The sequence below is a fragment of the Dongia soli genome (assembly GCF_034044715.1).
GTDB lineage: Bacteria > Pseudomonadota > Alphaproteobacteria > Dongiales > Dongiaceae > Dongia_B > Dongia_B soli.
Genome location: NZ_JAXCLW010000002.1, coordinates 68,725 through 95,191, shown reverse-complemented (window position 1 = coordinate 95,191; position 26,467 = coordinate 68,725). Strand labels below are relative to the sequence as shown.

Annotated in this window: 20 protein-coding genes and 1 tRNA gene; 10 read left to right on the top strand and 11 right to left on the bottom strand. The window is 59.3% G+C overall.

The annotated features are described in order from the left end of the window. Positions 1-127: 127 nt before the first annotated feature. The 9 genes from SMD27_RS07015 to SMD27_RS06975 form a co-directional block, all read right to left on the bottom strand. Positions 128-202 (bottom strand) — tRNA-Thr (locus SMD27_RS07015). A gap of 92 nt (positions 203-294) precedes the next feature. Beyond that, the gene (locus SMD27_RS07010) at positions 295-2,346 is read right to left on the bottom strand and encodes a HAMP domain-containing methyl-accepting chemotaxis protein (RefSeq protein WP_320507660.1); all 2,052 of its coding nucleotides are present in this window, start codon (positions 2,344-2,346) and stop codon (positions 295-297) included. A 204-nt stretch (positions 2,347-2,550) separates the two neighbouring features. Continuing rightward, entirely contained in the window at positions 2,551-4,581 is a 2,031-nt protein-coding gene (locus tag SMD27_RS07005) for a CocE/NonD family hydrolase (RefSeq protein ID WP_320507659.1), read from the bottom strand. 282 nt (positions 4,582-4,863) lie between these two features. Next, positions 4,864-6,513 (bottom strand): ABC transporter ATP-binding protein, encoded by a 1,650-nt coding sequence (locus tag SMD27_RS07000; RefSeq protein ID WP_320507658.1) that lies wholly within the window; start codon positions 6,511-6,513, stop codon positions 4,864-4,866. A gap of 27 nt (positions 6,514-6,540) precedes the next feature. Beyond that, positions 6,541-7,365, bottom strand: coding sequence for an ABC transporter permease (locus tag SMD27_RS06995; protein ID WP_320507657.1), 825 nt, complete (start codon positions 7,363-7,365; stop codon positions 6,541-6,543). 15 nt (positions 7,366-7,380) lie between these two features. Next, positions 7,381-8,328 (bottom strand): ABC transporter permease, encoded by a 948-nt coding sequence (locus SMD27_RS06990; protein WP_320507656.1) that lies wholly within the window; start codon positions 8,326-8,328, stop codon positions 7,381-7,383. 329 nt (positions 8,329-8,657) lie between these two features. Further along, positions 8,658-10,241 carry an ABC transporter substrate-binding protein gene (locus SMD27_RS06985; protein WP_320507655.1) on the bottom strand — a complete coding sequence of 528 codons (1,584 nt, stop codon included), beginning with the start codon at positions 10,239-10,241 and terminating at the stop codon, positions 8,658-8,660. Positions 10,242-10,497: 256 nt separating this feature from the next. After that, positions 10,498-11,451, bottom strand: coding sequence for an alpha/beta hydrolase (locus SMD27_RS06980; RefSeq protein ID WP_320507654.1), 954 nt, complete (start codon positions 11,449-11,451; stop codon positions 10,498-10,500). 162 nt (positions 11,452-11,613) lie between these two features. Beyond that, complete coding sequence (locus SMD27_RS06975) at positions 11,614-13,200, bottom strand: ABC transporter substrate-binding protein (protein WP_320507653.1); 1,587 nt, start codon at positions 13,198-13,200, stop codon at positions 11,614-11,616. 262 nt (positions 13,201-13,462) lie between these two features. On the opposite strand from SMD27_RS06975, the gene SMD27_RS06970 reads away from it, so the two are divergent. The 5 genes from SMD27_RS06970 to SMD27_RS06950 all read left to right on the top strand — a co-directional run bounded on the left by SMD27_RS06970 (position 13,463) and on the right by SMD27_RS06950 (position 18,341). Then, positions 13,463-14,476, top strand: coding sequence for a GlxA family transcriptional regulator (locus tag SMD27_RS06970; protein WP_320507652.1), 1,014 nt, complete (start codon positions 13,463-13,465; stop codon positions 14,474-14,476). 168 nt (positions 14,477-14,644) lie between these two features. Then, positions 14,645-15,535 carry a BKACE family enzyme gene (locus SMD27_RS06965; protein ID WP_320507651.1) on the top strand — a complete coding sequence of 297 codons (891 nt, stop codon included), beginning with the start codon at positions 14,645-14,647 and terminating at the stop codon, positions 15,533-15,535. Between the two features lie 151 nt (positions 15,536-15,686). Beyond that, positions 15,687-16,652, top strand: a complete 966-nt coding sequence (locus SMD27_RS06960) for an L-carnitine dehydrogenase (RefSeq protein ID WP_320507650.1) — start codon at positions 15,687-15,689, stop codon at positions 16,650-16,652. Positions 16,653-16,657: 5 nt separating this feature from the next. Beyond that, entirely contained in the window at positions 16,658-17,146 is a 489-nt protein-coding gene (locus SMD27_RS06955) for a thioesterase family protein (RefSeq protein WP_320507649.1), read from the top strand. A gap of 34 nt (positions 17,147-17,180) precedes the next feature. Beyond that, positions 17,181-18,341, top strand: a complete 1,161-nt coding sequence (locus SMD27_RS06950; RefSeq protein ID WP_320507648.1) for an acyl-CoA dehydrogenase family protein — start codon at positions 17,181-17,183, stop codon at positions 18,339-18,341. 69 nt (positions 18,342-18,410) lie between these two features. On the opposite strand, the gene SMD27_RS06945 is transcribed toward SMD27_RS06950, so the two are convergent. Further along, positions 18,411-19,208, bottom strand: coding sequence for an enoyl-CoA hydratase-related protein (locus SMD27_RS06945; RefSeq protein WP_320507647.1), 798 nt, complete (start codon positions 19,206-19,208; stop codon positions 18,411-18,413). Between the two features lie 188 nt (positions 19,209-19,396). Here SMD27_RS06945 and SMD27_RS06940 point away from each other — a divergent pair, with 188 nt between their 5' ends. From SMD27_RS06940 to SMD27_RS06920, 5 genes are all read left to right on the top strand, one after another. After that, positions 19,397-19,792, top strand: coding sequence for a hypothetical protein (locus tag SMD27_RS06940; protein ID WP_320507646.1), 396 nt, complete (start codon positions 19,397-19,399; stop codon positions 19,790-19,792). Positions 19,793-20,021: 229 nt separating this feature from the next. Beyond that, positions 20,022-20,777 carry a phosphoadenylyl-sulfate reductase gene (locus tag SMD27_RS06935; RefSeq protein ID WP_320507645.1) on the top strand — a complete coding sequence of 252 codons (756 nt, stop codon included), beginning with the start codon at positions 20,022-20,024 and terminating at the stop codon, positions 20,775-20,777. Positions 20,778-20,802: 25 nt separating this feature from the next. Continuing rightward, positions 20,803-21,597, top strand: coding sequence for a sulfate adenylyltransferase subunit CysD (gene cysD / locus SMD27_RS06930; RefSeq protein ID WP_320507644.1), 795 nt, complete (start codon positions 20,803-20,805; stop codon positions 21,595-21,597). Positions 21,598-21,609: 12 nt separating this feature from the next. Beyond that, the gene (gene cysC / locus SMD27_RS06925; protein WP_320507643.1) at positions 21,610-23,556 is read left to right on the top strand and encodes an adenylyl-sulfate kinase; all 1,947 of its coding nucleotides are present in this window, start codon (positions 21,610-21,612) and stop codon (positions 23,554-23,556) included. Between the two features lie 243 nt (positions 23,557-23,799). Beyond that, the gene (locus tag SMD27_RS06920; RefSeq protein WP_320507642.1) at positions 23,800-25,515 is read left to right on the top strand and encodes an ABC transporter ATP-binding protein/permease; all 1,716 of its coding nucleotides are present in this window, start codon (positions 23,800-23,802) and stop codon (positions 25,513-25,515) included. A 12-nt stretch (positions 25,516-25,527) separates the two neighbouring features. Here the strand turns inward: SMD27_RS06920 and gcvA are convergent, their stop codons facing one another. Next, positions 25,528-26,421, bottom strand: coding sequence for a transcriptional regulator GcvA (gene gcvA, locus SMD27_RS06915; protein WP_320507641.1), 894 nt, complete (start codon positions 26,419-26,421; stop codon positions 25,528-25,530). Positions 26,422-26,467: the final 46 nt, after the last annotated feature.

Sequence of the window (26,467 nt, the reverse complement as noted above, 5' to 3'; positions counted from 1 at the left end):
AGAGCTGCGGCAACCGTTTGACGAAAGCGGGACAAAATCGTGACACCGCAGCCAGGGCCCGGCATCTGCCAGAATGAGTGATAAAAGCCTATTTCCAGGGAAATTTCCCAGGAAGAAATCCGGAAAATGGTGCCGCCGAGAAGAATCGAACTTCCGACCCCGTCCTTACCAAGGACGTGCTCTACCCCTGAGCTACGGCGGCCTGCCGTTTGAAGCGGCGCGGAACATGCCACGACCCGCCGGCGATATCAAGCCCTGAGACGATCCCAACCGATTGTTTTTAAAGGTTGCGGTTCACGCGGCGCGGATCGTCGAAATGAACTGCTCTACCTGGCTGCGCAGAATGTCGGACTGGCGGCCAAGACCGCCGGCAGCGGCCAACACCTGTTCTGCGGCCCGCCCGGTTTCACCGGCAGCCTGGGTCACGCCAGCGATATTAGAGAGAACTTCGCTGGTGCCTTCCGAGGCTTCCTGGACGTTGCGCGCGATTTCCTGGGTCGCCGCGGTCTGCTGATCGATCGCCGCAGCGATGGTAGTCGAAATATGGCTGATCTCGCCAATGACGCTGCCGATTCCCTGGATGGCGGTGACGGATTGACTGGTCGCCGTCTGGATCTCATTGATCTTCGCTGCGATCTCCTCAGTCGCCGTCGCGGTCTGGCTGGCGAGATTTTTAACCTCCGACGCCACCACTGCGAAACCTCTGCCGGCATCACCCGCCCGCGCGGCTTCGATCGTGGCATTGAGCGCCAGCAGATTTGTCTGGCCGGCAATATCGCTGATCAGCTTCACGACGTCGCCGATTGCCTGCGCCGCATCGGCAAGGCCGCGCACCGATTCATTGGTATGTGCCGCCTCTTGCACCGCCTTGCCGGCAATGGCGGTGGCCTGGGAGACCTGGCGGCCGATTTCGGAAATCGATGCCGATAGTTGTTCCGCTGCGGCAGCGACAGTTTGGACATTCGAGGTCGCGCGTTCGGATGCCGCGGCAACGGTATTCGACTGCATGCTGGTCTGCTCGGCGGTGGCGGACATCGCCTGGGCCGAGGATTGCAACTCTATGGAAGCCGAAGAGACGGTTTCGACCACCCCCTTTACCGAGGTCTCGAATTCATTGGCCATCTTGTCCATTGCCATCCGCTGTTCTGTGGCGGCGCGTTCGCGAATCTCATCTTGCTCGACTGCAAGCTGGTCCGCGCGCAGCATATTCTCTTTGAATATCTGCAGCGTCCGCGCCATGGCGCCAACCTCATCGCCGCGCTGCATCGCCGGGATGGTGACGGTCTTGTCGCCTTGCGCCAAGGTTTCCATGGCCCGGGTCATGCTGACGATTGGGCGGGTGATCGAACGGCCAACAAGCAGCGCCAGCAATCCGCCGATAACAAAAGCAACGGCGGAGGTGATCGCCACCGTCTGCTGGACCTTGCTATTGGTCGCGGCCACCTCTGCCTGCAACTCGGCTTGCCGCTGTTGCAGCGCCGTCTTCACGTCTTTCGACAATTCGCCAATCCGCTCGAGCGCTGGCGACAACTGGGTATGAATCAATCGATTGCTGATGCCGCGCACGGTCGAGGCGGTTGTAAAGGCACGGCCGAATTCGCTGGCCTTCGCCTCCGCCTGGTTTACCAGCGCGATATGTTCGGGCTTGGTCAGCACAGCCTGAAGTTTTTCGATATCGCTGTCCAGGTTCTGCAGACTTTTGCTGACCTCGGCGACGGCACCGATAGTGCTCTGATTGATATAGTCACTGGCGAATTTCTGCGCGCGGCTGAAATCGGCACGCGCATTAGCCGCCCAAAGAGCCGCCTGGAAATCGTTCGCGGCAACGGATTCGCTGAAGATCTGGGCAAGAGCCTTATCGGCTGCATCGCCCGCCGGATCCATCGTCCCATGTGCCAGCTTGATAATCTTTTGGACGATATCCGAGATCTTATCGAAGCCTTCCTGATAAGTGACCATGGCCTTGTTGATTTCTGCCATGGTCTTGGCTTGATCGGACCCGGCCAGCGTATCGGTTGCATCCTTGCGCGTCTTGTCTGCGCGGTCGATGGCTTCCATTGCCTTCGCCAGCGTCTTGTCATTGAAGTTGAGGACATACTCGCCGGCATGCCAAGCCATGGCCATCATATCGGCGTCCAGGTTGGTCATCAGAACAGTATTTCCGGAAAGTTTGCCAAACCGCGCGAAGTGGCCACCGGTCGATTTCAGGCCAATCCAACCGACCAAGGAGACGATGATCAGCAACGCCATGACAAAGCCGACGCTGAATGCCATCCGCAGGCCAATCTTTTGATTGGAGAATTTCAGAGCGGATAATTTCGGACCGGAAAATTTGACACGCTTCATGCTCGCAATCGTCTCCATCCCAATATTTTCTATGCGCAATTTTTCATGCGCTTTTCGCTTATTTTGTCGATTTTGGGATGAAAGGTTTAAGGATTGCTTACCTTGTGTTTCGCGTACAAAGGCAGGTGCAACTCGTTGAGTTGAAAGCGATCCGCCCCACGAGCGCCTGTCGCGGCACCCGTGGGAAAGATCGAGGTTATGAGGTTAGAGGAGGTCGCGCTTGATGGTTTCGTGCCAATTGCGGCTAGCCACACGCGTGCTCCCCTCATAAGCATCGAGGCGACCGGTGAAGATGAAATGCTCCTTGGTCGAAGTGAGCTCCGTTACCGTTTCGATCCGGACCTGCCAGCCAGGCCTGCCGAGTTCATAGCTTTGATCAATCTTGTAGCGAGCCGAAAGCGGATCATCGGCCTTGATCGTCAGATAACGGGTCAGGCTATGGTTTTGTACAGTGCCGATTTCATCATACCGCGTTGCGCCACCGCCAAACACACTCCCCTCGCCCCGCGTCACATAGGTACTGAGACCAGTCATCATATCGAAGGTCGCGTAGCGCTCCGCCTTGCCCTCGGTCACTTTTGAACTCGGTGCAAGCGGTGCCATTTCGGACTTCAGGAACGGATCATTGCCGTCATTCTTCCGCGGCTGGCGCTGCGGCAGGACAAGGACGCTCGCATCGGTGAAGACAGTCAGCGTCGCCCGTTCCGGGCTCGGCCAGATGAGCGGCCAATAGGCAGTGGATAGCGCGATCCGGATCTTGTGGCCGGGCGCGAAACGATGGCCGCAGTCGTTGAGCTTAAGACGTAGCTTATAGCGCTTGCCCGGCTCCAGGGCGGTGGGATGCTCATGGCTATCGCGATGGGTCAGATTGAAGACCTGATAGCTGACCCGCAGGGCTTTCCCATCGGGCGCCACATCGCTCAGCCGGGCGCAGAGCTGCGCCACGGGCTTGTCGGACGCGAAATCAAGCTCGAGGACTGGCGCGCCAAGTACATCGACCTGCTGATCGAGCACAGTGGTATCGAAGACCAGCGAATTGCCATCATCGAAACGCTGATCGCCCGGCAATTCACCCGCGCAACCGACGCCCATCCATTCACCGCAAGCGGTCCCGGTATTTTGCGGCGAGCAAATCGTCAAGGCGGTTTCGCCGCCGGCTTTCGCCCCCAGGCCCCGATCGGTGAGGTGCAACCGGTGCTCGCTGATATTGGCGCTAGGCCAGTTGTCTTCCGCGACCCAGCGGCCGGGATGAGCCACGCGGGTCGTTGTCGGCTCGGTGTAATCCTGCAGCCAGGCGCGCAGCATCGGACCGTCGAGCGTGTCGGTCTTCTTGCCTTTCAACCAATGATCCCACCATTTCACGGCCTCCTGCAGGAAGCCGATCGCCGGGGCCGGCGAGCCGTCCTGCGGATAGAGATGGGCCCAAGGTCCGAGGACCGCTTTGCGCGGCACCTTGAGATGCTCGAGCATGCGCGGCACAGCATTCGTGTAGGAATCCACCCAGCCGCCAATCAGGAAAACAGGGCACTGGATCGCCGACCAGTCTTCACAAATGGAGCCGTGCTTCCAATAGGCGTTGCGGCGCTGGTTCTTCATCCATTCCGCCGGCCAGAACGGCATTTCCTTCAGCCGGGTGAGCCAGTTCTCCCGCCAGGCCGGTCCGAAGGTCTCGGGATCGGCCGGCCGCGCTTGATAGGCGAGCATGATATCGCCCCACCAGTGATTATCGCCCAGCAGGCAGCCGCCCATGTAATGGACGTCATCGGCATAGCGGTCATCGGTCGAACAGACCGATAGAATGGCCTTGAGGGCGGGCGGACGCAAAGCAGCGACCTGCAGGCAATTGAAGCCGCCCCAGGACTTTCCCATCATACCGACATTGCCGCTGCACCAGGACTGGCGCGAAATCCAGTCGATGACCTCGAGGGCATCGTCCTGTTCCTGCTGCGCATATTCGTCATGCATCAGCCCATCGGAATCGCCGGAACCACGCTGATCGACGCGGATCGCCGCATAGCCGTGACCCGCGAAATAACCATGCATCGGCTCGTCGCGGCCGCGGGTGCCATCGCGCTTGCGGTAGGGAATGTATTCGAGGACCGCCGGAACCGGCTTCTTCTCGGCATCTTCCGGCAGCCACATACGGGCGGCCAGCCGCGTGCCATCCTTCAGGGGGATCCAGAAATGCTCGATGACCTTGACCTTATGCGGCATGTCGGTGATGACGTTGCTCATGTCTCTCTTCTTTCGCTTGCCCGCTGGATGCTTTGGGCGACAGGATGGCGCGCAGCCCGCCCCACGACACCGGACATGCCGTTTCAGCTGCTCGTCCGCGGATTTATTGGCAGGAAAATCGCCTTGTCAACAGCGCCGCCGTTGACCCAACCCAGCATTATCTCAACGATCACTTATAGTTATTTGACAGTGGATCACCGAGATCGCCAGTCGCAATACAAAAAAGACCCATCTGGCTCAAAGTGCCGGGTGGGTTCCGTCATGTTCTTAATCAGACGAGCGCTAGACCAGTTGGCGGCGCTTCGCGAGAACTTCGTCCAGCCAGTCAGACCGCATTTCGGGGACCGAGGATAGAAGCAATTCCGTATAGGGGTGGAAAGGCGGTGCGAAAACCTTGGGGGTCGACCCGAACGCCACCAACTGCCCCTTCAGCATGACCGCGACCTTGTTGGCGATCCGTTTCACCGTGCCGAGATCGTGGGTGATGAACATATATGCGACACCCAATTCGTCCTGTAGCCGCTTCAAGAGACGCAGGATCTCTTCAGCCACCAGGGGATCAAGCGCCGAGGTCACTTCATCGCAGATGATGAGTTCGGGCTCGGCCGCCAATGCACGGGCAATGCTGACGCGCTGCTTCTGGCCGCCCGACAATTCGCCCGGCCGCCGGGTGATGAAGCTTTCCGGCAAATCGATCTGCCGCAATAATTCCTTTACACGCTGCCGAACCTGATCGCCCGATTTGTTGAAGTAGAAGGAAACCGGGCGGCCGATGATTTCCAGCAAGGTCTGTTGCGGATTGAGCGCCACATCCGGCATCTGATAGATCATCTGGATGCGGCGAAGCTGATCCTTGCTGCGATCCCTCAAGCGCGGCGGCAGGCTTTCACCGCCGAAGCGGATATCACCCTCCTCGCGCGGCAGCAAACCGACGACGATCCTGGCCAGGGTGCTCTTACCGGAGCCCGATTCTCCAACGACGGCAACGGTATCGCCGCGCCGGATATCCAGCGTCACGCCATTGATGACCTTGACCAGGGTGCGATAACTGGCGCTGACTTGGTCGATTTTCAGCAAGGCCTCGCCAGTGTCATCGCTCTCGACGAATTCATGCGTCGATGCAGCCACGCGCTCCGCCACCAGCTTTTGTGTGTATTCCTGGGTCGGATGCTGCAAAATCTGCGTCGCATCGCCCTGCTCAACCATCTTGCCGTGGCGCAGCACCATGATGCGGTCGGCGATCTGCGCCACCACCGCCAAGTCATGCGTGATATATAGGGCCGCCGTGCCATGTTCACGGATCAGCTTGCGGAAGGAGGCGAGAACCTCGACCTGGGTCGTCACGTCAAGCGCCGTGGTCGGTTCGTCGAAGATCAGCAGATCGGGCTTGGCGACCATGGCCATTGCGGCCATCGCGCGCTGCAACTGGCCGCCCGAGACCTGATGCGGATAGCGGTCGCCGAACACATCCGGATTGGGCAATTCCAGTTCGCGGAATAATTTGACGGCTTCGCGTTTTGCTTCCGCAAAACTCATCAGCCCATGCCGCACCGCCACCTCGCAGACCTGTTCATAGATCGTCAGGGCCGGATTGAAAGAGGCGGCGGCGCTTTGAGCGATATACGAGATCTTCACCCCGCGCGTGCGGCGGCGTTGATCGCCGTTCAACTCCCGCAGATCCTGATCGAGAAATACGATCTTGCCGCCGGTGATATAGCAACCCGAACGGGTATAGACCATGCTGGCAAGGCCGATCGTCGATTTTCCGGCCCCGGATTCGCCGATGAGGCCCAGCACCTCACCCTTGCGAAGGGTGAAGCTAACATCGTCGACGAGGACCGGTCCCGGGCCGGCATCTGTCTTGACCTCAATGCGCAAGTTGTCGACGCGGAGGACTTGCCCGTCAGTGCGGTGCGGCCGATTGTCATTCATCGATTTTTCCCTCCCTGCACTGCATCGTCAAACTTCCTCGCCATGGCCGCGCGAATGGATTGCCAAGAGCCAATCGACCACGAGGTTGACACCGATCGTCAGCAAGGCAATGGCGCCGGCGGGGTAAAGCGCGATCGGACGAAGGGCAATCATCTGCCCCGTCTCTTTCACCATACTGCCCCAATCCGCCTGCGGCGGCTGGATGCCTAGGCCGAGGAAGCTCAAGGCAGCAATGAAGAGGAAGGTGAAACAGAAACGCAGACCGAATTCCGCGACCAGCGGCGGCAAGGCATTCGGCAGGATCTCCCGGCGGATGATCCACCATAATCCTTCACCGCGCAGCTTGGCCGCCTCGACATATTCCAGCACTGCGATATTCATCGCAACAGCGCGGGCTAAGCGGAAGACCGGCACCGAATAGAGCAGACCAACGGTGATGATCAGCACAGGGATATCGGTACCCATCACGGATAAGACAACCAGAGCGAAAATCAGGGTCGGCATCGACAGCATCAGATCCGCAAGACGCGACAGGACCGTGTCGACCCAACGCCCCAGGATGGCTGCCGCAAATCCGGCGATGGTGCCAAGCAGGAACGCCAACAGCGTGATGAGCAGGCCGAGGCCGATCGTCATCCGTGCGCCATAGAGAATGCGTGAAAAGACATCGCGGCCGAGGTTATCGAGTCCGAACCAATGTTCCGCACTGGGCGGTCCCCAGGCGGTGCCGACAATATCCGCTTCCGGATAAGGTGCGATGAACGGCGCCAGGATCGCCGCCACAACATTGACGGCGATGATGACCAGGCCGATTTGAGCGCTGAGGGTGAGTTTGTGACCGAAAAGCCGCATCAATCTGCCCCCTGATCAGCGCGGATGCCGCAAACGCGGATTGCTGATGATAGCCAGCACGTCCGCCAGGATATTGAGCGAGATGAAGACGGCAGCGAAGATCATGCCGCAGGCCTGGACCACCGGCAGGTCCTTTTTCGACACCGAATCGACAATCCATTGTCCCATGCCGGGATAGACGAAGACGACTTCGACCACCACCACGCCGACAATCAGGTAAGCAAGGTTCAGGGCGACGACATTGAGGATCGGCGCCAGCGCATTCGGCAAGGCGTGTTGCACGACGATGCGCCATTTCGGCAAGCCCTTCAAAATCGCCATCTCGATATAAGGGCTCGCCATGACCGCCAGAACCGATGCGCGCGTCATGCGCATCATATGGGCGACAACCACCATGACCATCGTCGCCATCGGCAGGAATGTCAGATAAAGGCGTTGCGCGAAATCAGTATCGGGCGTCACGTTCGACAACACTGGAAAGAGCCGGATCTTGACGGCCAGCAACATCACCAGGACATAGCCGATAAAGAATTCCGGCACCGAGATGCTGAACAAGGTGACGACGTTTACGAGGCGATCGAAAATGCCGCCTTGTCTGATCGCGGCAATGATACCCAGCGCTACAGCCAGCGGAACGGCGATGACTGCGGCATAGGTCGCAAGAAAGAAGGTATTAAGGGCACGTGGCCCCAGATCGCCGATGATCGCGCGTTTGTTGGAGAGGGATGCTCCAAAGTCACCCTGCAACATGTGCGAGAGCCATTCCCAGTAGCGCACCAGCATGGGCCGGTCCAAGCCGAGTTCGAGACGTAGGGCCGCGAGATTTTCCGGTGTCGCGTTGTTCGCCAGTAGTTTCGATGCCAGGTCGCCGGGCAATGCTTCGACGCCGAGAAAGATCAGTGCCGATGCCAATAACAGCGTCAGTAATCCGAGCGCGACCCGCTGCGAGATCAACTTGAACATCAGTGCAGTACCCCCGTGGAGATGCAGCCGGCCTCAAGCCCAATCCGCTCACTGGGCCTCAACCGCATCGCTAACCGGGGTCGCAAAAGGCAATCCGCCTGGAGAAGATTTATCTGGAGATAATCCACTCGGAGATAATCCATCGCGCCCCTGTTGAAATTTCGATGATCCCGTCCACCGATCGCTCGATATGGAGCGGTATCCCTGTCTGTTTGTTATCCGACTTGTTTCATTTACCCGATCTGCGCCGGGTCGACATAACGAATACTTCTTGCGGCAAAGCCGGATCGGTATTGAACCGACCCGGCTCCACCACAATAACGTTCGGCTTAGCTTTCCAGCCAGACCTTTTCTGCAACCCGTTCGTTGCACATGTCGAAATTGCTGTGTGGCGTGTGACCTTTCACCGATGCCGAATGGGCATCGAGGAAATCGGAGAAGACCGGGATGATGGCCCCACCTTCGTCATACAGCACCTTCTGCAATTCGAAGATATAGCCCTTACGCTTCGCTTCGTCCGTTTCCGACTGGGCCGAAATCAGCAACTTGTCGAAGCTCTCCCCGCGCCAATGGGTTTCGTTCCAGGCGGCATCGGACTTATAGGCGATGCTGATCATCTGGGTGGCCGCCGGGCGACCGCTCCAGTAGCTGGTGGCGAAAGGCGCTTTCAGCCAGACATTGTCCCAGAAGCCGTCGGCCGGCTCTTTCTTGACCTGGATCGGCACGCCGGCCTTTGCCGCCGTCGCCTGATAGAGCAAGGCCATATCGACCGCGCCGTTGAAGGCAGCGTCGGAAGCCGAGATGACAATCCGCCCATTGGCGGCCGCCTTCTTGAAGTGGAAGGCTGCCTTATCCGGATCATAGGGACGCTGTGGCAGATCGGTATTGACGAAGGGATCGCCCTTCGGCACCGGATGGTCATTGCCCAGCGAACCATAACCATTGAAGAGGGTCTTCAGGACCTGCTCGCGATCAATGGCGTATTTCAACGCGAGCCGGACATCGAGATTGTCCAACGGCGCTTGATCGACCTGCGCCGCCAAAATCGGATGCCAGCCGCCCGGCGCCTGGACCAGCTCGATTCCAGGGGCCGATTTCAGCAGATCGACAGCTTTCTTGTCGACGCGATTGATGACATCCACCTGGCCGGAGATCAGCGCATTCATGCGAGACGCCGAATCGTTGACGACCGTCAATTCGACCCGGTCCACATGGGCGCGGCCCTGCTTCCAATAGTTCTTGTTGCGATTGGTGACAGCCCGTACGCCCGGCTCATAGCTTTCAAACACGAAGCCGCCGGTACCGATCGGCTTGGCCCAATCGGTGAAGCCATCCGGCACGACGAGCAGGTGGTAATCGCCGAGCGTATAGACGAAATCGGCGTCGCCACTATTGAGAACGATTTGAATCTGATTGTCGGCGAGCTTCTTCACATCCGCAATGATCTGCAGCGGACCGTTCATCGCTGACTTCGATTTGCCGCGATGCAGATTGATTGAATAGATGATGTCTTCGGCGGTCAGCGTCTTGCCGTTGTGGAAGGTAACGCCCTGGCGGACATTGACAACCCATTCCTTGGCGCCGGGCTTCACTTCCCAGCTTTCCAGCAGTTCCGGCGTGGCTTTCTGCTTGTCGTCGATTTCGATCAGGCCGTTGAAGAGCTGATAACCGAGCAGGCGGTTGACCGAATCCGTATAGGTTTGTGGATCGACACTATCGGTGGTGCTGCCGCCGCCGGCACCGATACGCAGCGTACCGCCTGTCGTCGGATTGGCCGCGGCGAAGGCCGCCTTCGGCAGAACGCCGCCCACCATCGCCGCCGACGCACCGAGCGCCGCCGAACGCAGCAAGAAGGAACGGCGGTCCAGCAGGCCCGCGAAAGCCGCAGCTTTTAGATCGTCCCAGTCACTCATTTTATGCCCTCCCTTTACGCCGGGATATCGGCGACACAATTGTCCCAGACCCGGCAAGCATTGTTTTTGGTTTCGCCCCGGACGTGCTTCAAAACCCCCGCTCATTGCGTTTCACGCATAGCGATCATGCATAATATGCACGAAGCGAGCCTGATCGCAATGTTGATCCGAGGTTATTTTCACGCTTCTCATGACAAGCAGGATGCGTCCCACCAGATCGCGACGATTTGCGGGCAAGGACCGACAAGTCGACATTTCAGGTCAAAGCTTTTTTGATCGCATGGCAAACAGCCAGGAACTCCTTTTGGGCGGCGGCGCAGCAATGGATCGTCCGGAGATAGGTGTGAACCAGTCCGGGGGCGCATTGATATGTCGCTTCGACACCGGCCTCTCGCAGCTTCTCGGCATAAAGACTGCTGTCTTCGCGCAGAACATCGAACCAGGCTGCGGCGATGTAGGCCGGCGGCAACTTGCTGAAATCCCTTGCGTGCAGTGGCGCCGCATAAGGATGGGTCGCATCCGCGGCTTTTGCCAGATAGGCTTTGGCATAGACGCTGATCGATTCCGCCGCCAATCCGGGACTGTCCGCGTCGATCCCCGCCGGCCTTTGGAACCGCAGGCCGGGATAGATCAGGGCCTGAAAGGCAATTGCCGGTCCTTGCCGATCACGCGCCGCAAGCGACAAGGCGGCGGCGAGATTCGCTCCGGCGCTGTCGCCGGCAACGGCCAAGCGGCTTGGATCGATGCCGAGCCCGGGTCCAGCTTCGACCAGCCAGGATAAAACCCCGTAGCAGTCATTGAAGGCTGCCGGAAATTTATGTTCCGGCGCGAGACGGTAATCGACGCTGAGCACGACGGCACCGGTCGCCAGCGCCATGTTGCTGGTGACTTGGTCATGCGTTTCCGGGCTGCCCAGAACCCAGCCGCCGCCATGCATATAGAGAACGACCGGCAGGTTGCCGATGCAGTCGCGTCGCCGATAAAGCCGGACCGGTACTTTCGCCTCATCTGTCGGAACCAGGAAGTCGGCCACCGACAATTCATTGGGCCGGGGGCTCGACCATTCCAGACACCAAGCGTTATAGAGGCGACGCTGCTCCGCCGGCGGCAGGGCATCAAATTCGGCGTTAAACCGCCGATCGGACGATGCCGCAAAAGCGCGGATCTCCGGGTCCAAGTCGAGACGATGCTCCGATGTCGCTGGCAACATTGCCGTCCATCCCCTTTAACCGGTCTTCCTGCCGGCTTCCGTCAAACATTAATGCGGATGATACTGCCAGCCGAAAGGCTGCGTTGCATAAAATCGACAGCATGTGACCAAAGCCGACATGCTCGCACGTCTAGGAGAAACCGTCCTGCTGAGCTGATCGCATCAGCTTTCCAGCCACACTTTCTCGCAAACGCGGCTGTTGCACAGATCGAACATTGTGTGGGGCGACTGGCCCTTCACTTTGACGCTGTACCCGTCCAGAAAATCCGAGAAAACTGGAATGAGCGCGCCGCCATCGTCATGGAGCATGCGCTGCATTTCCCAGATGTAATCCTTCCGTTTGGCGGTATCGGTTTCCGCCTTGGCATTTGCCAAGAGCTTGTCGAAGGCCTCGTTGTGCCAATGCGTCTCGTTCCAGGCGGCGTCCGACTTATACGGAATGCCCAGCAATTCGGTTGCGGCAGGCCGGCCGTTCCAATAGGAAATCGAGAACGGCGCCTTCAACCAGACATTATCCCAATAGCCGTCGGCTGGCTCCCTTTTCACCTGTACATCGATGCCGGCCTTTCTCGCCGATGCCTGCAACAGCTGGGCCATATCGACGGCACCGACAAAAGCGGCATCCGAAGCTGACAACTCGATTTTCGCGCCTGACAAGCCGGCCTTCTTGAAATGGAAAGCGGCCTTATCCGCATCATATGCCCATTGCGGCAATTCACTGTTGAAGAACGGATCGAATTTCGGCACCGGATGATCATTGGCGACAGAGCCGAAGCCGTTGAAGAGCGTTTGCAGGATCTGCTCGCGATCCAGCCCGTAACGCAGGGCAAGCCGCAGCTCCTTATTATTGTAGGGCGCGCGGTCCAGCATCATTGCCATGATGCCATGCCAACCGGCTGGCGATTGCAGCAGGCTGACGGTGGAAGCGGTCTTCAGCAGATCGACCGCCTTCTTATCCACCCGGTCAATGACATCCACTTGGCCGGAAATCAGCGCGTTCATCCGGGCAGCCGGTTCGGCAATGACCGTCAGCTCGACATTGTCGACATAGCCGCGGCCGGTTTTCCAGTAATTCTCATTCCGCTTGCTGGTAGCGCGTACCCCAGGCTGCCATTCCGATAGCTTGAAGGCGCCGGTCCCGATCGGCTTGCTCCAGTCGGTGAAACCGTCCGGCACGACCAATAGATGGAAATCGGCAAGAACATAGAGGAAATCGGCATTGCCGTTGTTCAACGTAAACCGAATCTGATGATCATCGACCTTTGTCAGATCCGCCACATCCGCCAGCGACCCGGCGATCGGCGACTTGGAATCCTTGCCGCGGTTCCGATTGATCGAATAGAGGATGTCTTCAGCCGTGAGGCTCTTGCCGTTGTGAAACGTCACACCTTGCCGGATATTGAAAATCCATTCCTTGGCGCCGGGCTTCACTTCCCAGCTTTCCAGAAGTTCAGGAACGGCATTCTGCTTTTCGTCGATCTCGATCAGGCCGTTGAAAATCTGATAGCCCACATTGACAGCGGTGCTGTTGTTATAGGTAATCGGATCCAGGCTGTCGGTCGTGCTGCCGCCGCTGATACCCAGGCGGAGCGTTCCACCTTTCTTTGGCTCATCCGCATAACCCGCTTTCGACAACGTCGCCGTTGCCATCGCCGAGGTAATGCCGAGCGCCGCCGCGCCGCGCAGGAATTCCCGGCGGCCGATCCGGTGTTCATGTGCTGCCCTTTGCAAGGCCTCCCATTGAGTCATATTTTTCTCCAGCAAATCGGGCAAAAATAGGCCGGCATCCATCCGCCGCAACCGCATCATGCCATGGCAACCCGGTCAGAATGATAGGGTGGAAAACCGAAATGACTTAAAACTGAACTTTGTCCCCTTTTACCCTCTGCCACACAAGCAAAGGCCCACCCGATGTTAAGGATAATATGCCTTTGATACGGCCCGCCTTGCATAAAGACGACAAATCATGACAAGCATCGACATTTACCCTTCGCTGGGCTAGATATCGCCCATGCCAACACCCTTGCCTACCATTGTGAATGCCACGACGGCCGAAGCGCCACAAAGCATCGGCTTTTTCCTGGTGCCGCAATTTTCCATGATGGCTTTCGTCTCCGCCGTAGAGCCGTTGCGCGTGGCCAATCGCCTGGCGCAGAAGGAGCTTTACCGTTGGCAGGTTCTTTCCCGCGACGGCGGCTCGATCGCCGCTTCCAACGGAATGTCGCTGGTGGCGGATTGTGCTTATGCCGAGGCCAAGAACCCATCTTTGATCGTGGTTTGCGCGGGCTTCGAGCCCGAACGCGGCTTCGATAACAAGATGAAGCGCTGGCTGATCGGCCTGGGGCGCAGCGGCATCGATCTTGGCGCGATGGATACTGGCAGCTTTCTCTTGGGTTGGGCTGGTCTGCTGGATGGCTATAGGGCTACCACTCATTGGGAGAGTCTCGACAGTTTGCGCGAGCAGTTTCCGGAGATCGACGTCGAGAACAGCCTGTTCGTCATCGACCGCAACCGGCTGACCTGCGCGGGTGGCACCGCCGCCTTGGACATGATGCTGCACCTGATTTCCGTGCGGCATGGGCACCGGCTTGCCGCCGCCGTTTCCGAGCAATTCATCCACGCCCAGATTCGCGACCCGCACGACCATCAGCGCATGGAACCGCGGATCCGCCAGGGCATCAATCATGCCGGCCTGGCGCGCGTGATCGGCTTGATGGAAGCCAATCTGGAAGAACCGCTGAATTCGGACGAATTAAGCGCCGCCGCCGGGATGTCGCTGCGGCAGCTCGAGCGCCTCTTCCACCGCTATTTCGGCAGCACCCCCCGGCGCTATTATCTGGACCTCCGCTTGCAGCGTGCGCGGGCGCTTTTGCAATATACCGACATGTCGATGGTGGAAATCACCGTCGCCTGCGGCTTTGGATCGGCCGCGCATTTTTCCCGCTCCTATCACGCCTGGGCCGGCAAGCCGCCCAGCGCGGAACGCTATCGGGACGTTGCCGGCGTCATGCCGTCTCTGCGTTGAATCGGGGTTGAGGCGATCGTCGGAATTCCGCACGGCGATGTCGAAAATAATCAAACGGGAAAATGTCCGGCGGAGGACCATGCAAATCGAAGCGAAAACCCGATCGAGTACCGGCCAAACGGGGTCAGGGAGGACGTTTTCGCTACATCCGATATCAGGGAGGCAGTCATGAATTACGAAGTTATCGTCACCTGTGCCGTGACCGGCGCGGGCGACACGGTCGGCAAGCATCCGGCGATCCCGGTGACACCGAAGCAAATCGCTGATGCAGCTATCGAAGCCGCGAAAGCCGGCGCCACCGTTGCCCATTGCCATGTACGCGATCCGCAGACCGGCAAGGGCAGCCGCGACGTCAATCTGTACCGCGAAGTGGTCGACCGCATCCGTTCCTCGGGCACCGACATCATCATCAACCTGACCGCCGGCATGGGTGGCGATCTCGAGATCGGCCCGGGCGAAGATCCGATGAAGTTTGGCAAAGCCACCGATCTGGTCGGCGGCATTACCCGCCTCGCCCATGTCGAGGAATTGCTGCCCGAAATCTGCACGCTCGATTGCGGCACGCTGAATTTCGGCGATGGCGATTACATCTATGTTTCGACCCCGAACCAGCTGCGCGCCGGTGCCAAGCGCATCCAGGAACTGGGCGTGAAGCCGGAACTGGAAATCTTCGATACCGGCCATCTGTGGTTTGCCAAGCAGTTGCAGAAGGAAGGCCTGTTGGATGCCAATCCGCTGTTCCAGATCTGCCTCGGCATTCCCTGGGGTGCCCCGGCCGATACCACCACGATGAAGGCGATGGTCGATAACATGCCGCAGGGCGCGATCTGGGCCGGCTTCGGCATCGGCCGCATGCAGATGCCGATGGTGGCGCAGGCGGTGCTGCTGGGTGGCAATATCCGTATCGGTCTCGAAGACAATATCTGGCTCGACAAGGGCGTGCATGCTTCGAACGGCTCGCTGACCGAGCGCGCGATCGAGATCATCACCCGCATGGGAGCCCGGCCGCTGACTCCGGCCGAAGGCCGCAAGAAGCTCGGCCTCAAGGCCCGCGGCTAAGAACGAGATAAGCCTCTCACCTCGACCCTCTCCCCACAAGTGGGGCGAGGGAGTGCTCGGCCATAGTGCCTATCTTCCCTCTCCTCGCCGGGGAGAGGGTTAGGGTGAGGGGCAAGTCGAACTCCGAACGATACCAATCAGGATAACCCCAATGTCCGTCATCACTGATATCAAAACCTTTGCAGCCCTCGGCACCGGCGTGATCGGCTCCGGCTGGGTCGCTCGCGCCCTTGCCCATGGCCTCGATGTGGTCGCCTGGGATCCCGGCCAGAATGCCGAGGAGATCCTGCGCGCCAATGTCGCCAATGCTTGGCCGGCTTTGGAAAAGATCGGCCTGAAGCCGGGTGCGTCGCAATCGCGCCTCAAATTCGTCAAGACCATCGAGGAATGCGTCAAGGACGCCGACTTCATCCAGGAAAGCGCCCCGGAGCGTCAGGATCTGAAGATCAAGATGCATGCCCAGGCGTCCAAGGCGGCGAAGCCGAATGCCATCATCGGCTCCTCGACCTCGGGCTTGCTGCCGACGGAATTCTATGCCGAGGCAACCAACCCTGAGCGCTGCCTGGTCGGCCATCCCTTCAACCCGGTTTATCTGCTGCCGCTGGTCGAAGTGGTCGGCGGTGAGAAGACCTCGTCGGAAGCGATCGAAGCGGCGAAGAAGATCTATGCCGAGCTCGGCATGCGCCCGCTGCATGTCCGCAAGGAAGTGCCCGGTTTCATCGCCGACCGGCTGCTGGAAGCCCTGTGGCGTGAGGCTTTGCACCTCGTCAATGAAGGTGTCGCCACCACCGGCGAGATCGACGATGCGATCCGTTTCGGCGCCGGCATTCGCTGGTCCTTCATGGGCACCTTCCTGGTCTATACTCTGGCGGGCGGCGATGCCGGCATGCGCCACTTCATGTCGCAGTTCGGCCCGGCGCTGGAACTGCCCTGGACCAAGCTCATTGCGCCGAAGCTGACCGATGAGCTGATCGACAAGGTGGTCGAAGGTACCGAGCCGCAGAAGATGGGCCGCTCGATCAAGGAACTGGAGCGCTATCGCAATGACTGCATCATCGCCGTCATCGATGCGATCAAGGGCGTCAAGGAACGTCACGGCTTCAAGTTCGAGGACTAAGACAGATGGTTGCCGCCGCGCCGCTTTCCCTGCACCGTGCCGTCGTGAAACCCGAATGGGTCGATTACAACGGCCATCTGAACGATGCCTATTATATGGTGATCTTCAGCCAGGCGACCGATGCCTTTATGGACTATATCGGCCTCGATGATGCGGCGCGGCGCGCAACCAGGACGTCGCTATATACGTTGGAAGGCCATATCAATTACCTGCTCGAAGTGAAGGAAGGCGTGGAAGTCGAAATCCGCACGCGCCTCATTCGCCACGATGCCAAGCGTATGCAGCTTTATCATGAGATGTTCCGCCCGGATCACGCCGATCCGGTCGCGGCGGCGGAGTTCATGCTGCTGCATGTCGATACCACCGAGGGCGCCAAATCGGCTCCGTTCCGCCCGGAAATCGCAGCCAAGCTGCAGGAAATCCAGGCGGCGCAGGATGCTTTGCCGCCCTCCACCTATAGCAGCCGCACAATCGAGCTGAAGCCGAAGGCGTGAGAATACGCCCGGTCGTCAGCTTGGGGAGACAAGGATGAATTTCGGATTGACCACCGAGCAGCAGATGCTCGTCGATAGCGTCAAGGCCTTCGTCGAGAAGGAGTTGATGCCCTATGAAAACGAGGTCGAGCAGACCGATGACGTGCGCCCGGAACTGATCAAGCAGATCCACGAACGCGCCATCAATGCCGGCTTCTATGCCGCCAACATGCCGGAAGATCTCGGCGGTGGCGGTCTCGATCATGTCGGACTTGCTTTGCTGGAGCGTGAGCTCGGCCGCACCTCCTTCGCTTTGCAATATGCCGTGGCTCGGCCCAGCAATATCCTGCGCGCCTGCAATGACGAACAGAAGGAGCGCTATCTCCTCCCCGCCATTCGGGGCGAACGGGTGGAATGCCTCGCGCTGACCGAGCCAAATGCCGGATCGGACCTGCGCTCGATGCAGACCCGCGCCGAACAGGATGGCGATGATTTCATCATCAATGGCAACAAGCATTTCATCTCTTACGCCGATGTCGCCGATTTCATCGTGCTCTTCGCGGCGAGTGGCGTTGAAGAAACCAAGCGCGGCCCGAAGAAACTGATCACCACCTTCCTGGTGGACAAGGAGACGCCGGGCCTGACCGTCCGCAAGGGCCACAAATCTGTTTCGCATCGCGGCTTCCATCACTGCGAGCTGTTCTTCGATAATTGCCGGGTGAACAAGCGCCAGGTTCTGGGCGAAGTGCATCACGGTTTTGACGTAGCCAATACCTGGCTGGGCGCGACCCGCCTCACCGTGGCAGCGCAATGCGTTGGCCGCGCCTATCGCGCCCTCGATATGGCGCTGCAATGGGCAGCGCAGCGCAAGCAATTCGGCCAAGCCATTGGCAAGTTCCAGGGCACTTCTTTCAAGCTCGCCGATATGGTGACCGAGATCGAAGCGGCAAATTTCCTGACGTTGAGTGCCGCCTGGAAGAGCGATGAAGGCACCGTCACCGACAGCGATTATGCGATGGCGAAGCTCTATGCCACGGAAATGCTGGCCCGCGTGACCGATCACACGGTGCAGATCTTCGGCGGCATGGGCCTGATGGAAGAAGTCGGCGTCGAACGCCTGTGGCGGGATGCCCGGGTCGAGCGCATCTGGGATGGCACCTCAGAAATCCAGCGCCACATCATCTCGCGCGCACTGTTGCGGCCCTTCGAACAGTAACGATCAGCCGCTTGAATCGAAAAGGCGCCGGCTCGATGGTCGGCGCCTTTCTCTTTTCTTCAGAACCGGTCAACGGCCCTTGAAATGTGCCGGACGCTTCTCGGCAAAGGCCAGCACGCCTTCCTTGGAATCCTCCGAATTCAGCGCCTTTTCATAGGCTGGCAAGGTGCCGCTGCGGATCAGGTCGAAACTGTCCTTCAGCTTCAGCATTTCGATCTCGCGCAGCGATTCTTTCAGCGCCTGAATCGTCAGCGGCGCGCCGCCGGCAATGGCATCGGCCCATTCGCGCGCCGTCTCCATCAGCCTCTCCTTCGGCACGACCTTATTGATCATGCCGTAATGAGCCGCTTCCTGAGCACTCATCCGGCGGCCGAGCAGCAGCATCTCCATGGCAATGTTGTAAGGCAGCCGTCGCGGAATACGCTGAATGCCGCCCGAATCCGGAAGGATGCCGATTGGCAATTCCGGCATGGCGAATTCGGCATGGTCCGCAGCGATGATAAGGTCGCAGGCGATCGCAATTTCCAAGCCCCCGCCCAAGGCATGGCCATTGACGGCACAGATCACCGGCTTGTTCAGGTCCCAAAGCTCGGTGATGCCGCCGAATTTGCCCGGGCCGTAATCGATTTCCCACCATTTGCCGACTTCGCCATTGGCATTAGCAGCTTTGATGTCCCAGCCGGCGCAGAAGATCTTTTCACCGGCCGCGGTAAGCAAACCGACACGCAGTTCCGGATCGTCGCGCAGCATTACGAAAGCTTCGCCCAGCTCCCGGCTGGCTGTCACATCGACCGCATTGACCTTTGGCCGATCCAAGGTGATCTCCAAAACGTGGCCCCGGCGGATGACGCGCACCTGGTCGCTCATCTTCACTCCCTCACTTGCAGGATAACGACATATGCAGCCAGCATATGCGTGGGATTGACGAGTGATTTGAGGAAATTCGACAGAGTACTGCGAATTGCGCCCGTCCCGTTCGGCAACCCGCTGGATCATGGCAACCTTATGGCCTATCTTCGGCGCGTTTGGGGAACATCATTGGGGGATTTCAAACCATGACGACCGAAACCGGTCTGCCTTGCATTGCAGCCTGGCATTTCCGCGGGGCCGCCATTTATGCCGTCATCGCCATGATCTGGGGGATCTGGATGGGGATCATCGGCGATCACAGCCTGTTCCCCGCCCATGCTCATCTTGCGGTTGTGGGCTGGGTCTCGATTTCGATCTACGGACTCTTCCTGGCGCGTTTCCCCGTCCAAGGACAGTCGCGCCTTGCCGTTATACAGGGCGTCATCGCACATCTCGGTCTCGTCATCTTCGTGCCGGGCATTGCGCTCGCCATCATGCCTTTGCCGCTCGGCGTACCGCTGGCTGTGATTGGTTCGCTGCTGCTCGCGCTGAGCGCCTTGCTATTCGCCGTGCTGGTTTGGCAAGCAACGGCACGGCGCTAACGGGAGCGCCCGCGCTAACCTACTTCTTCCCACTCCGAGCTTTTGCCGCCTTTTCGCGAGCGCGCCTTCCGTCCATATATTAGACACTGATTTTGTGTTGTTTTATTTTCTAACACATCAGTGAAATGTTCTATCTTGTGGAAAGATTAACAGCATGACATCTATCCACAAGGAATTCTTGTGGGACCAGCCATAGGAGCCATCGCTCCTTATCGCATGCGTGAACATCATGACAGATATTTCGGCTTCAATCGCCTCAGGCCTGGCATTACCGGAAGATGCCCCCATCAGCGCGGCAACGGAAGGTCCCGTTGAGCTGGCGGCCAGGCTGAATGCCCGCTGGCACCAGTCTAGCGCCGAGGAAATTCTTCGGGATGCGGTGGAAACAGTGACACCGGGCCGGCTTGCCGTCGTCTCCTCCTTTGGCGCCGACGCAGCGATCCTGTTGCATCTCGTCGCCGAGACCGATCGGACCCTGCCGATTCTTTTCATCGACACCGGCAAGCATTTCACCGAAACGCTGATGTATCGCGACATTCTCGTCGGACGTTTCGGCTTCACCGATGCGCGGGCACTGGAGCCAAATCTCGAAGAGATAAAGCGACTGGACCCCAAAGGCGATTTGTGGTCGCGCGATCCCAACCTCTGCTGCCAGATCCGCAAGGTCGATCCGCTGCAGCGCGCCTTGAAGGATGTCGATGCCTGGATCACCGGCCGCAAGCGCTACCAGACATCGGCGCGCAAACAAATGCCCTTTGCCGAAGCCATCGACGGGCGCGTGAAGATCAATCCGCTGGCCTCCTGGAGCGAAGACGAGATTCGCGTAGCCTTCCGACACTTCAAACTGCCACAACATCCGCTCTTCGACGAAGGCTACCGTTCCATCGGCTGCGCGCCCTGTACCGCGCGCGTTGCGACGGAGGATGACAGCCGTGCCGGCCGCTGGTCGGGCACCGACAAGACAGAATGCGGCATTCATATCTGAACGATTATCCCGGGAGTATCCGATCGTGAGTCATCTCGACGCTTTGGAAAGCCAAAGCATCTATATTCTGCGCGAAGCCTATAACCGGTTGAAGCCGCTTGGCATGCTCTGGTCCCTGGGCAAGGATTCCAACGTCATGTTGTGGCTGGCGCGCAAGGCCTTCCTCGGCCACGTGCCTTTTGCCGCCATTCATGTCGATACCGGCAAGAAGTTTCCGGAAATGTACGAGTTCCGTGAACGCTTCTCCAAGGAGTGGAATCTGAACCTGATCGTGCGGGATTGCCCGCCGGTCGATAGCGTCGATCCCAGCCTGCCGCCCGCCGCCCGTTCCGCCGCGCGCAAGACGGAAGGCTTGAAGCGCGTCATGAACGAATTCGGTTTCAAAGGCATTATCGCTGGCATTCGCCGCGACGAACAGGCCACCCGCGCCAAGGAACGCGTCTTCAGCCCGCGTGCCGATAACGGCGCCTGGAACTTCCGCGACCAGCCCCCGGAATTCTGGGATCACTTCAAGAGCGACCTGCCGGAGGGCGCTCATCTCCGCGTGCACCCCCTGCTCGCCTGGACCGAGCTTGATATCTGGCGCTATATCGAGCGGGAGAACATTCCGGTCGTGTCGCTCTACTATTCGAAGAATGGCAAGCGGTACCGCTCGCTGGGCGATCAGGACATCACCTCGCCGGTAGAATCCAACGCCAGCACGATTGCGGAAATCATTCAGGAACTGGAAACCACCAAGACATCCGAACGCGCCGGCCGCGCAATGGACCATGAACGCGAGGATGCGTTCGAGCGCCTGCGTGCCAGCGGCTATATGTAAGCGGGGGATACAATGACTCAAACGACTTCAACCGCGGCGGCGATCGCCGAGGAAGAGCTGGCGTCAAATCTGGCTGCCAATACCAATGACGACAAGGCACGCTTTCCCTTCGCCATCGTCGGCCATGTCGATCATGGCAAATCGACGTTGATCGGCCGGCTACTGCATGACACCGGCAGTCTCCCCGAAGGCAAGCTGGCCGAACTCAAGGCGGCCAGCGACAAGCGCGGCGGCGTATTGGAATGGTCTTTTCTTCTCGACGCCTTCCAGGCGGAACGCGATCAGGGCATCACCATCGATACGACGCAGATCTTCTTCACCACCGCGAAGCGCCGCTATGTCATCATCGACGCGCCGGGGCATAAGGAATTTCTGAAGAACGCCATTTCCGGCGTCGCCCAGGCCCAGGCCGCGTTCCTGGTGATCGATGCGGCCGAAGGTGTGCGCGAGCAATCGCGCCGCCACGCTCTGATCCTGCATATCCTCGGCCTGCGCCAGGTTGCCGTCCTCATCAACAAGATCGATCTCATCGATCACGATGCGGATCGTTATGCCGCCGTCGCCGCAGAGATCCGTCACTATCTCGGCCAGCTCGGCGTGACGCCCCTGGCCTTGGTGCCGATCTCGGCGCGCAATGGCGACAATATCGCCAGCCGCTCGGAGAAGACGCCCTGGTATGACGGGCCGACCGTCGTCGATGTCCTCGACAATTTCGTTCCGGCGCCGGCGCCGGTCGATCAGCATCTGCGCCTGCCGGTCCAGGATGTGTTCAAGTTCGATCATCGCCGGATCGTTGCGGGCCGTATCGAAAGCGGCCGCTTGCGCGTCGGCGACCGGCTCATCTTCTCGCCCTCCGGCAAGCAGGCAAGGATCGCCAGCCTGGAGAGCTGGAATGCCGCACCGCAGATCGCGGCCGGCGCTGGCCAGTCGATCGCGCTGACCTTGGATGACGAGCTCTTCATCCAGCGGGGTGATATCGCCGCCCATATTGAACATCAGCCCCACCTCGCCCACCAGGCGACGGTGCGCTTGTTCTGGCTGGATACCGCGCCTTTGCTCGCCGGTGACCGCCTCAAGCTCAAGGTCGCGACCTCGGAATATCCGGTTTTCGTCGAGCGCATCCACGCCGTGATCGATGTCGGCAATCTGGCCGCCACTCAATCCGACCGGATCGACCAGAATGCGGTTGCGGAAGTGACCTTGCGCAGCCCGGCCTTGATGGCGCTCGATAAATTCGATGAATTCGCCAAAACCGGTCGCGGCGTGCTGCTGCGGGACGGGGATATCGTCGGCGGCGCCATCGTCCTGCATGCCGGTGCCGTCGATCAAAGCCGCAATCTCTACAGCCCGACGCAATCGATCGGCAGCGCCGATCGTGCGTCGGCTAATGGCCATCGCGGCGCCGTCTTGTGGCTGACCGGCTTGTCCGGTTCGGGCAAGTCCACGCTGGCGGTCAGCGCCGAGCACCGCCTGTTCCAGCGCGGCCGTCAGGTCGTGGTTCTGGATGGCGATACGCTTCGCCAGGGCCTCAACAGCGATCTAGGTTTCAGCCCCGAAGCACGAGCCGAGAATATCCGTCGCACGGCGGAGGTCGCGAAGCTGCTGGCCGAGACCGGCCTGATCGTCTTTGTCTCGCTGATTTCTCCCTGGCAGGCGGACCGCGAGAAAGCGCGCCGCATCGTCGGCGAGAATTTCGCCGAGATTTATGTCCAGGCCGATATCGAGACTTGCAAGTCGCGCGATCCCAAAGGTCTCTACAAGAAGGCGCTGCAGGGCGAGATCAAGAACTTTACCGGGATTGACCAGCCTTATGAGGCGCCGGAAGAGCCGGATCTCACCATCGATACGACCGCGCTCACCGAAGAGCAGGCACTGCAACAATTGCTTGATCTGGTCGATCGGCTTTGCGCCCTGAATGGCTATGAAAGCCGCAGGCCCGCGGATTCCTATACAATTTAACCGTGGTGACAATCTATCGAAAGGAAAGGCCGGAGCCCCGCTCCGGCCTTGTCTTTGCGACAACCGTCACAGTTTGTTACGTTCTGATACTGGCATTCCCTGATCGCATGGTTAGACTGCTCGGCATCTTTCAAAATACGGGAATGCCGCCCCATGCCGCCGACAGACAGCGCCACACCGCCAATGCTCCCGAGTCCTGCGCCGTCCGGAGCGCCTGACCTCGCTCGGCCGCAACGCAGCTTCATGTCAAAACTCTGGGCGATGACTGTGCCCTATTGGCGGTCTGCCGATTGGAAGCTGGCCTGGCTGCTCAGCGTGATCGTCATTGCCCTCAATCTCGCTTTGGTCGGCATGAATGTGCTGTTCAACTATTGGTACAACGATTTCTACAATTCACTGCAGAACAAGGATTTTGCCGCCTTTAAATACCAGCTCGGCAAATTCGCCGTTCTCGCCTTCGTCTATATCGTCATCGCCGTCTACTATCTCTATTTGCGGCAGATGCTGATGATCCGTTGGCGGCGATGGCTGACGGAGAATCTCCTGCAAAGATGGCTGGGCAATCGGGTCTATTATCTCTTGCAGCTCAAGGATTACGGGACGGACAACCCGGAGCAGCGCATTGAGCAGGATATCAACCTGTACACTCAGCAAACCGTCGCCATTGCCATGGGATTGCTGAATTCCATCGTCACGCTGTTCTCCTTCATGTTCATCTTGTGGACCTTGTCCGGGCCGCTTAGTTTTGTGCTCGGCGGCATGAACATCACCATTCCCGGCTATATGCTGTGGGTCGCCCTGATCTATGCCCTGATCGGAAGCGTGCTGACCTATTGGATCGGCCGACCGCTGGTGCATACCAATTTCATGCAGGAACGCTTCAACGCGAATTTCCGCTTCGGCATGAGCCGCCTGCGCGAGAATGCCGAGAGTGTTGCCTTCTATGGCGGTGAAGCGGATGAGACGCGACGCCTGGAGGGAAGCTTCCGGGATATCTGGAACAACTGGTATCTCTACATGAGGCAGACCAAGCGCATCACCTGGTTCACCTCTTTCTATGGCCAGGCTGCCGTGATCTTCCCCTTCCTCGTAGGTGCGCCACGTTATTTTTCAGGTGCAATCCAACTCGGCGGATTGATGCAGATCAACTCGGCCTTCAGTCAGGTCCAGGGAGCTTTATCCTGGTTTGTCGACAGCTTCACCACCCTGGCCGATTGGAAAGCCAGCGTGAATCGTCTGGTCGCCTTTGTCGATGCCATTGATTACGCGCAAGCCGACGCGGCACAGATGGCGCGCCTCAGCGCCCATGATCGCGCCGACAATGCCTTGGTCGTCGACAATCTCGACGTCGCCTTGCCCGACGGCCGACTTCTACTCGATGATGTCGATCTGACGCTGTTGCCGGAGCAGCGCGTGATGGTGAGCGGCCCGTCGGGCAGTGGCAAGACCACATTGTTCAGGGCTTTGGCCGGGCTTTGGCCATTCGGACGCGGCAAGGTACATCTGCCGAAACAGGCCAATATGCTTTTCCTCCCGCAAAGGCCTTATCTTCCGATCGCGAGTCTGCGCGACGCCCTGACCTTCCCGCTGGGTCCGGGTGCCTTCAGCCGGGAAGCACTGATAGACGCTTTGGCCAGCGTCAATCTCGGCCATCTTGTCGATCGGTTGGACGAGACGGATAACTGGTCAATGGTCTTGTCGGGCGGCGAACAGCAGCGTCTGGCAATCGCCCGTGCGATCCTGGTCAAGCCGGACTGGCTGTTCCTGGATGAAGGGACCTCTGCTTTGGATGAAGCCAATGAAGAACATATCTATCGTCTGCTGGTTGAGCGCTTGCCGAAAGCGTCGATTATCAGCATCGCGCATCGCGGCGGCCTCGCGCGCTTCCATGACCGGCGCCTAACGCTTGATCCAAAAAGCCAGCGCGTCAGCCTGTCGGCGATCGAAGCCGCTGCATAATCGCTGAGATCCCTAAACGACCGTCCGTCGCCCTTCCTCTTCCAGCCACTGGCTGAGGGCGCGGACGGTCGGATCGCCGGCGAGGCGCTCCGGCACGACCCAGTAATATGAGCGGGCCGGCGCGAACAGATCGGGCAATGGCGCGACCAGGCGACCAGCCGCAAGATCGTCGGCGAGTAACGGCATCGGCCCAAGCGCCACACCCAATCCGTCCTCGGCCGCCCCAAGACAAAGGTAGAAATGATCGAAATGCTGTCGACCCGCCGGCTGCAGTTGCGGCACGCCGGCGGCACGCAACCAGCGACGCCAACTTTCCGGCCGCGTCTCCGCTTCCAGCAGGACATGCCGGTGCAAATCCGCCGGCGTCGTAATCGGATTGCGGGCTAAAAGCGCGGCGCTGCAGACGGGAAACTCCTGTTCGGTCATAAAGGCATCCGATCGATAGCCAGCCCAATCCTCCGGCCCGCGCCGCACGGCGAGATCGAAGGGTTCACCCAAACGCGCGATCGGCCGGTCGGAGGTCACGAGCCGCAACTCGATCTGCGGGTGCAATTGCTGGAAGCGCCCGAGCCGCGGTATCAGCCAACGCATCGCGAAAGTCGATAATACATTCAAGGTCAGGCGACGTGCCGTGGCGGCATGGCGGAGACGTTCGGTCGCGGCTGCCAGATCATCGAAGGCGGAAGTGACGGAGCGTTGATATGAGCGCCCGGCTTCCGTCAGAACCAAGCGCCGCCCGCGCCTTTCGAACAGGGCGGTGCCGAGCTCGGCTTCGATCTCGCGGATTTGCCGGCTGATGGCGCCATGGGTGACAAAAAGCTCCTCCGCCGCGCGGCTGAGGTTTTCGTGACGCGCCGCGGCTTCGAAGGCGCGCAAGGCCGTAAGAGAGGGTAATCGCCGAGACATTTTGTGACTATAAATCACAGATCTCCGCATGAGAATCCCGTTGTTC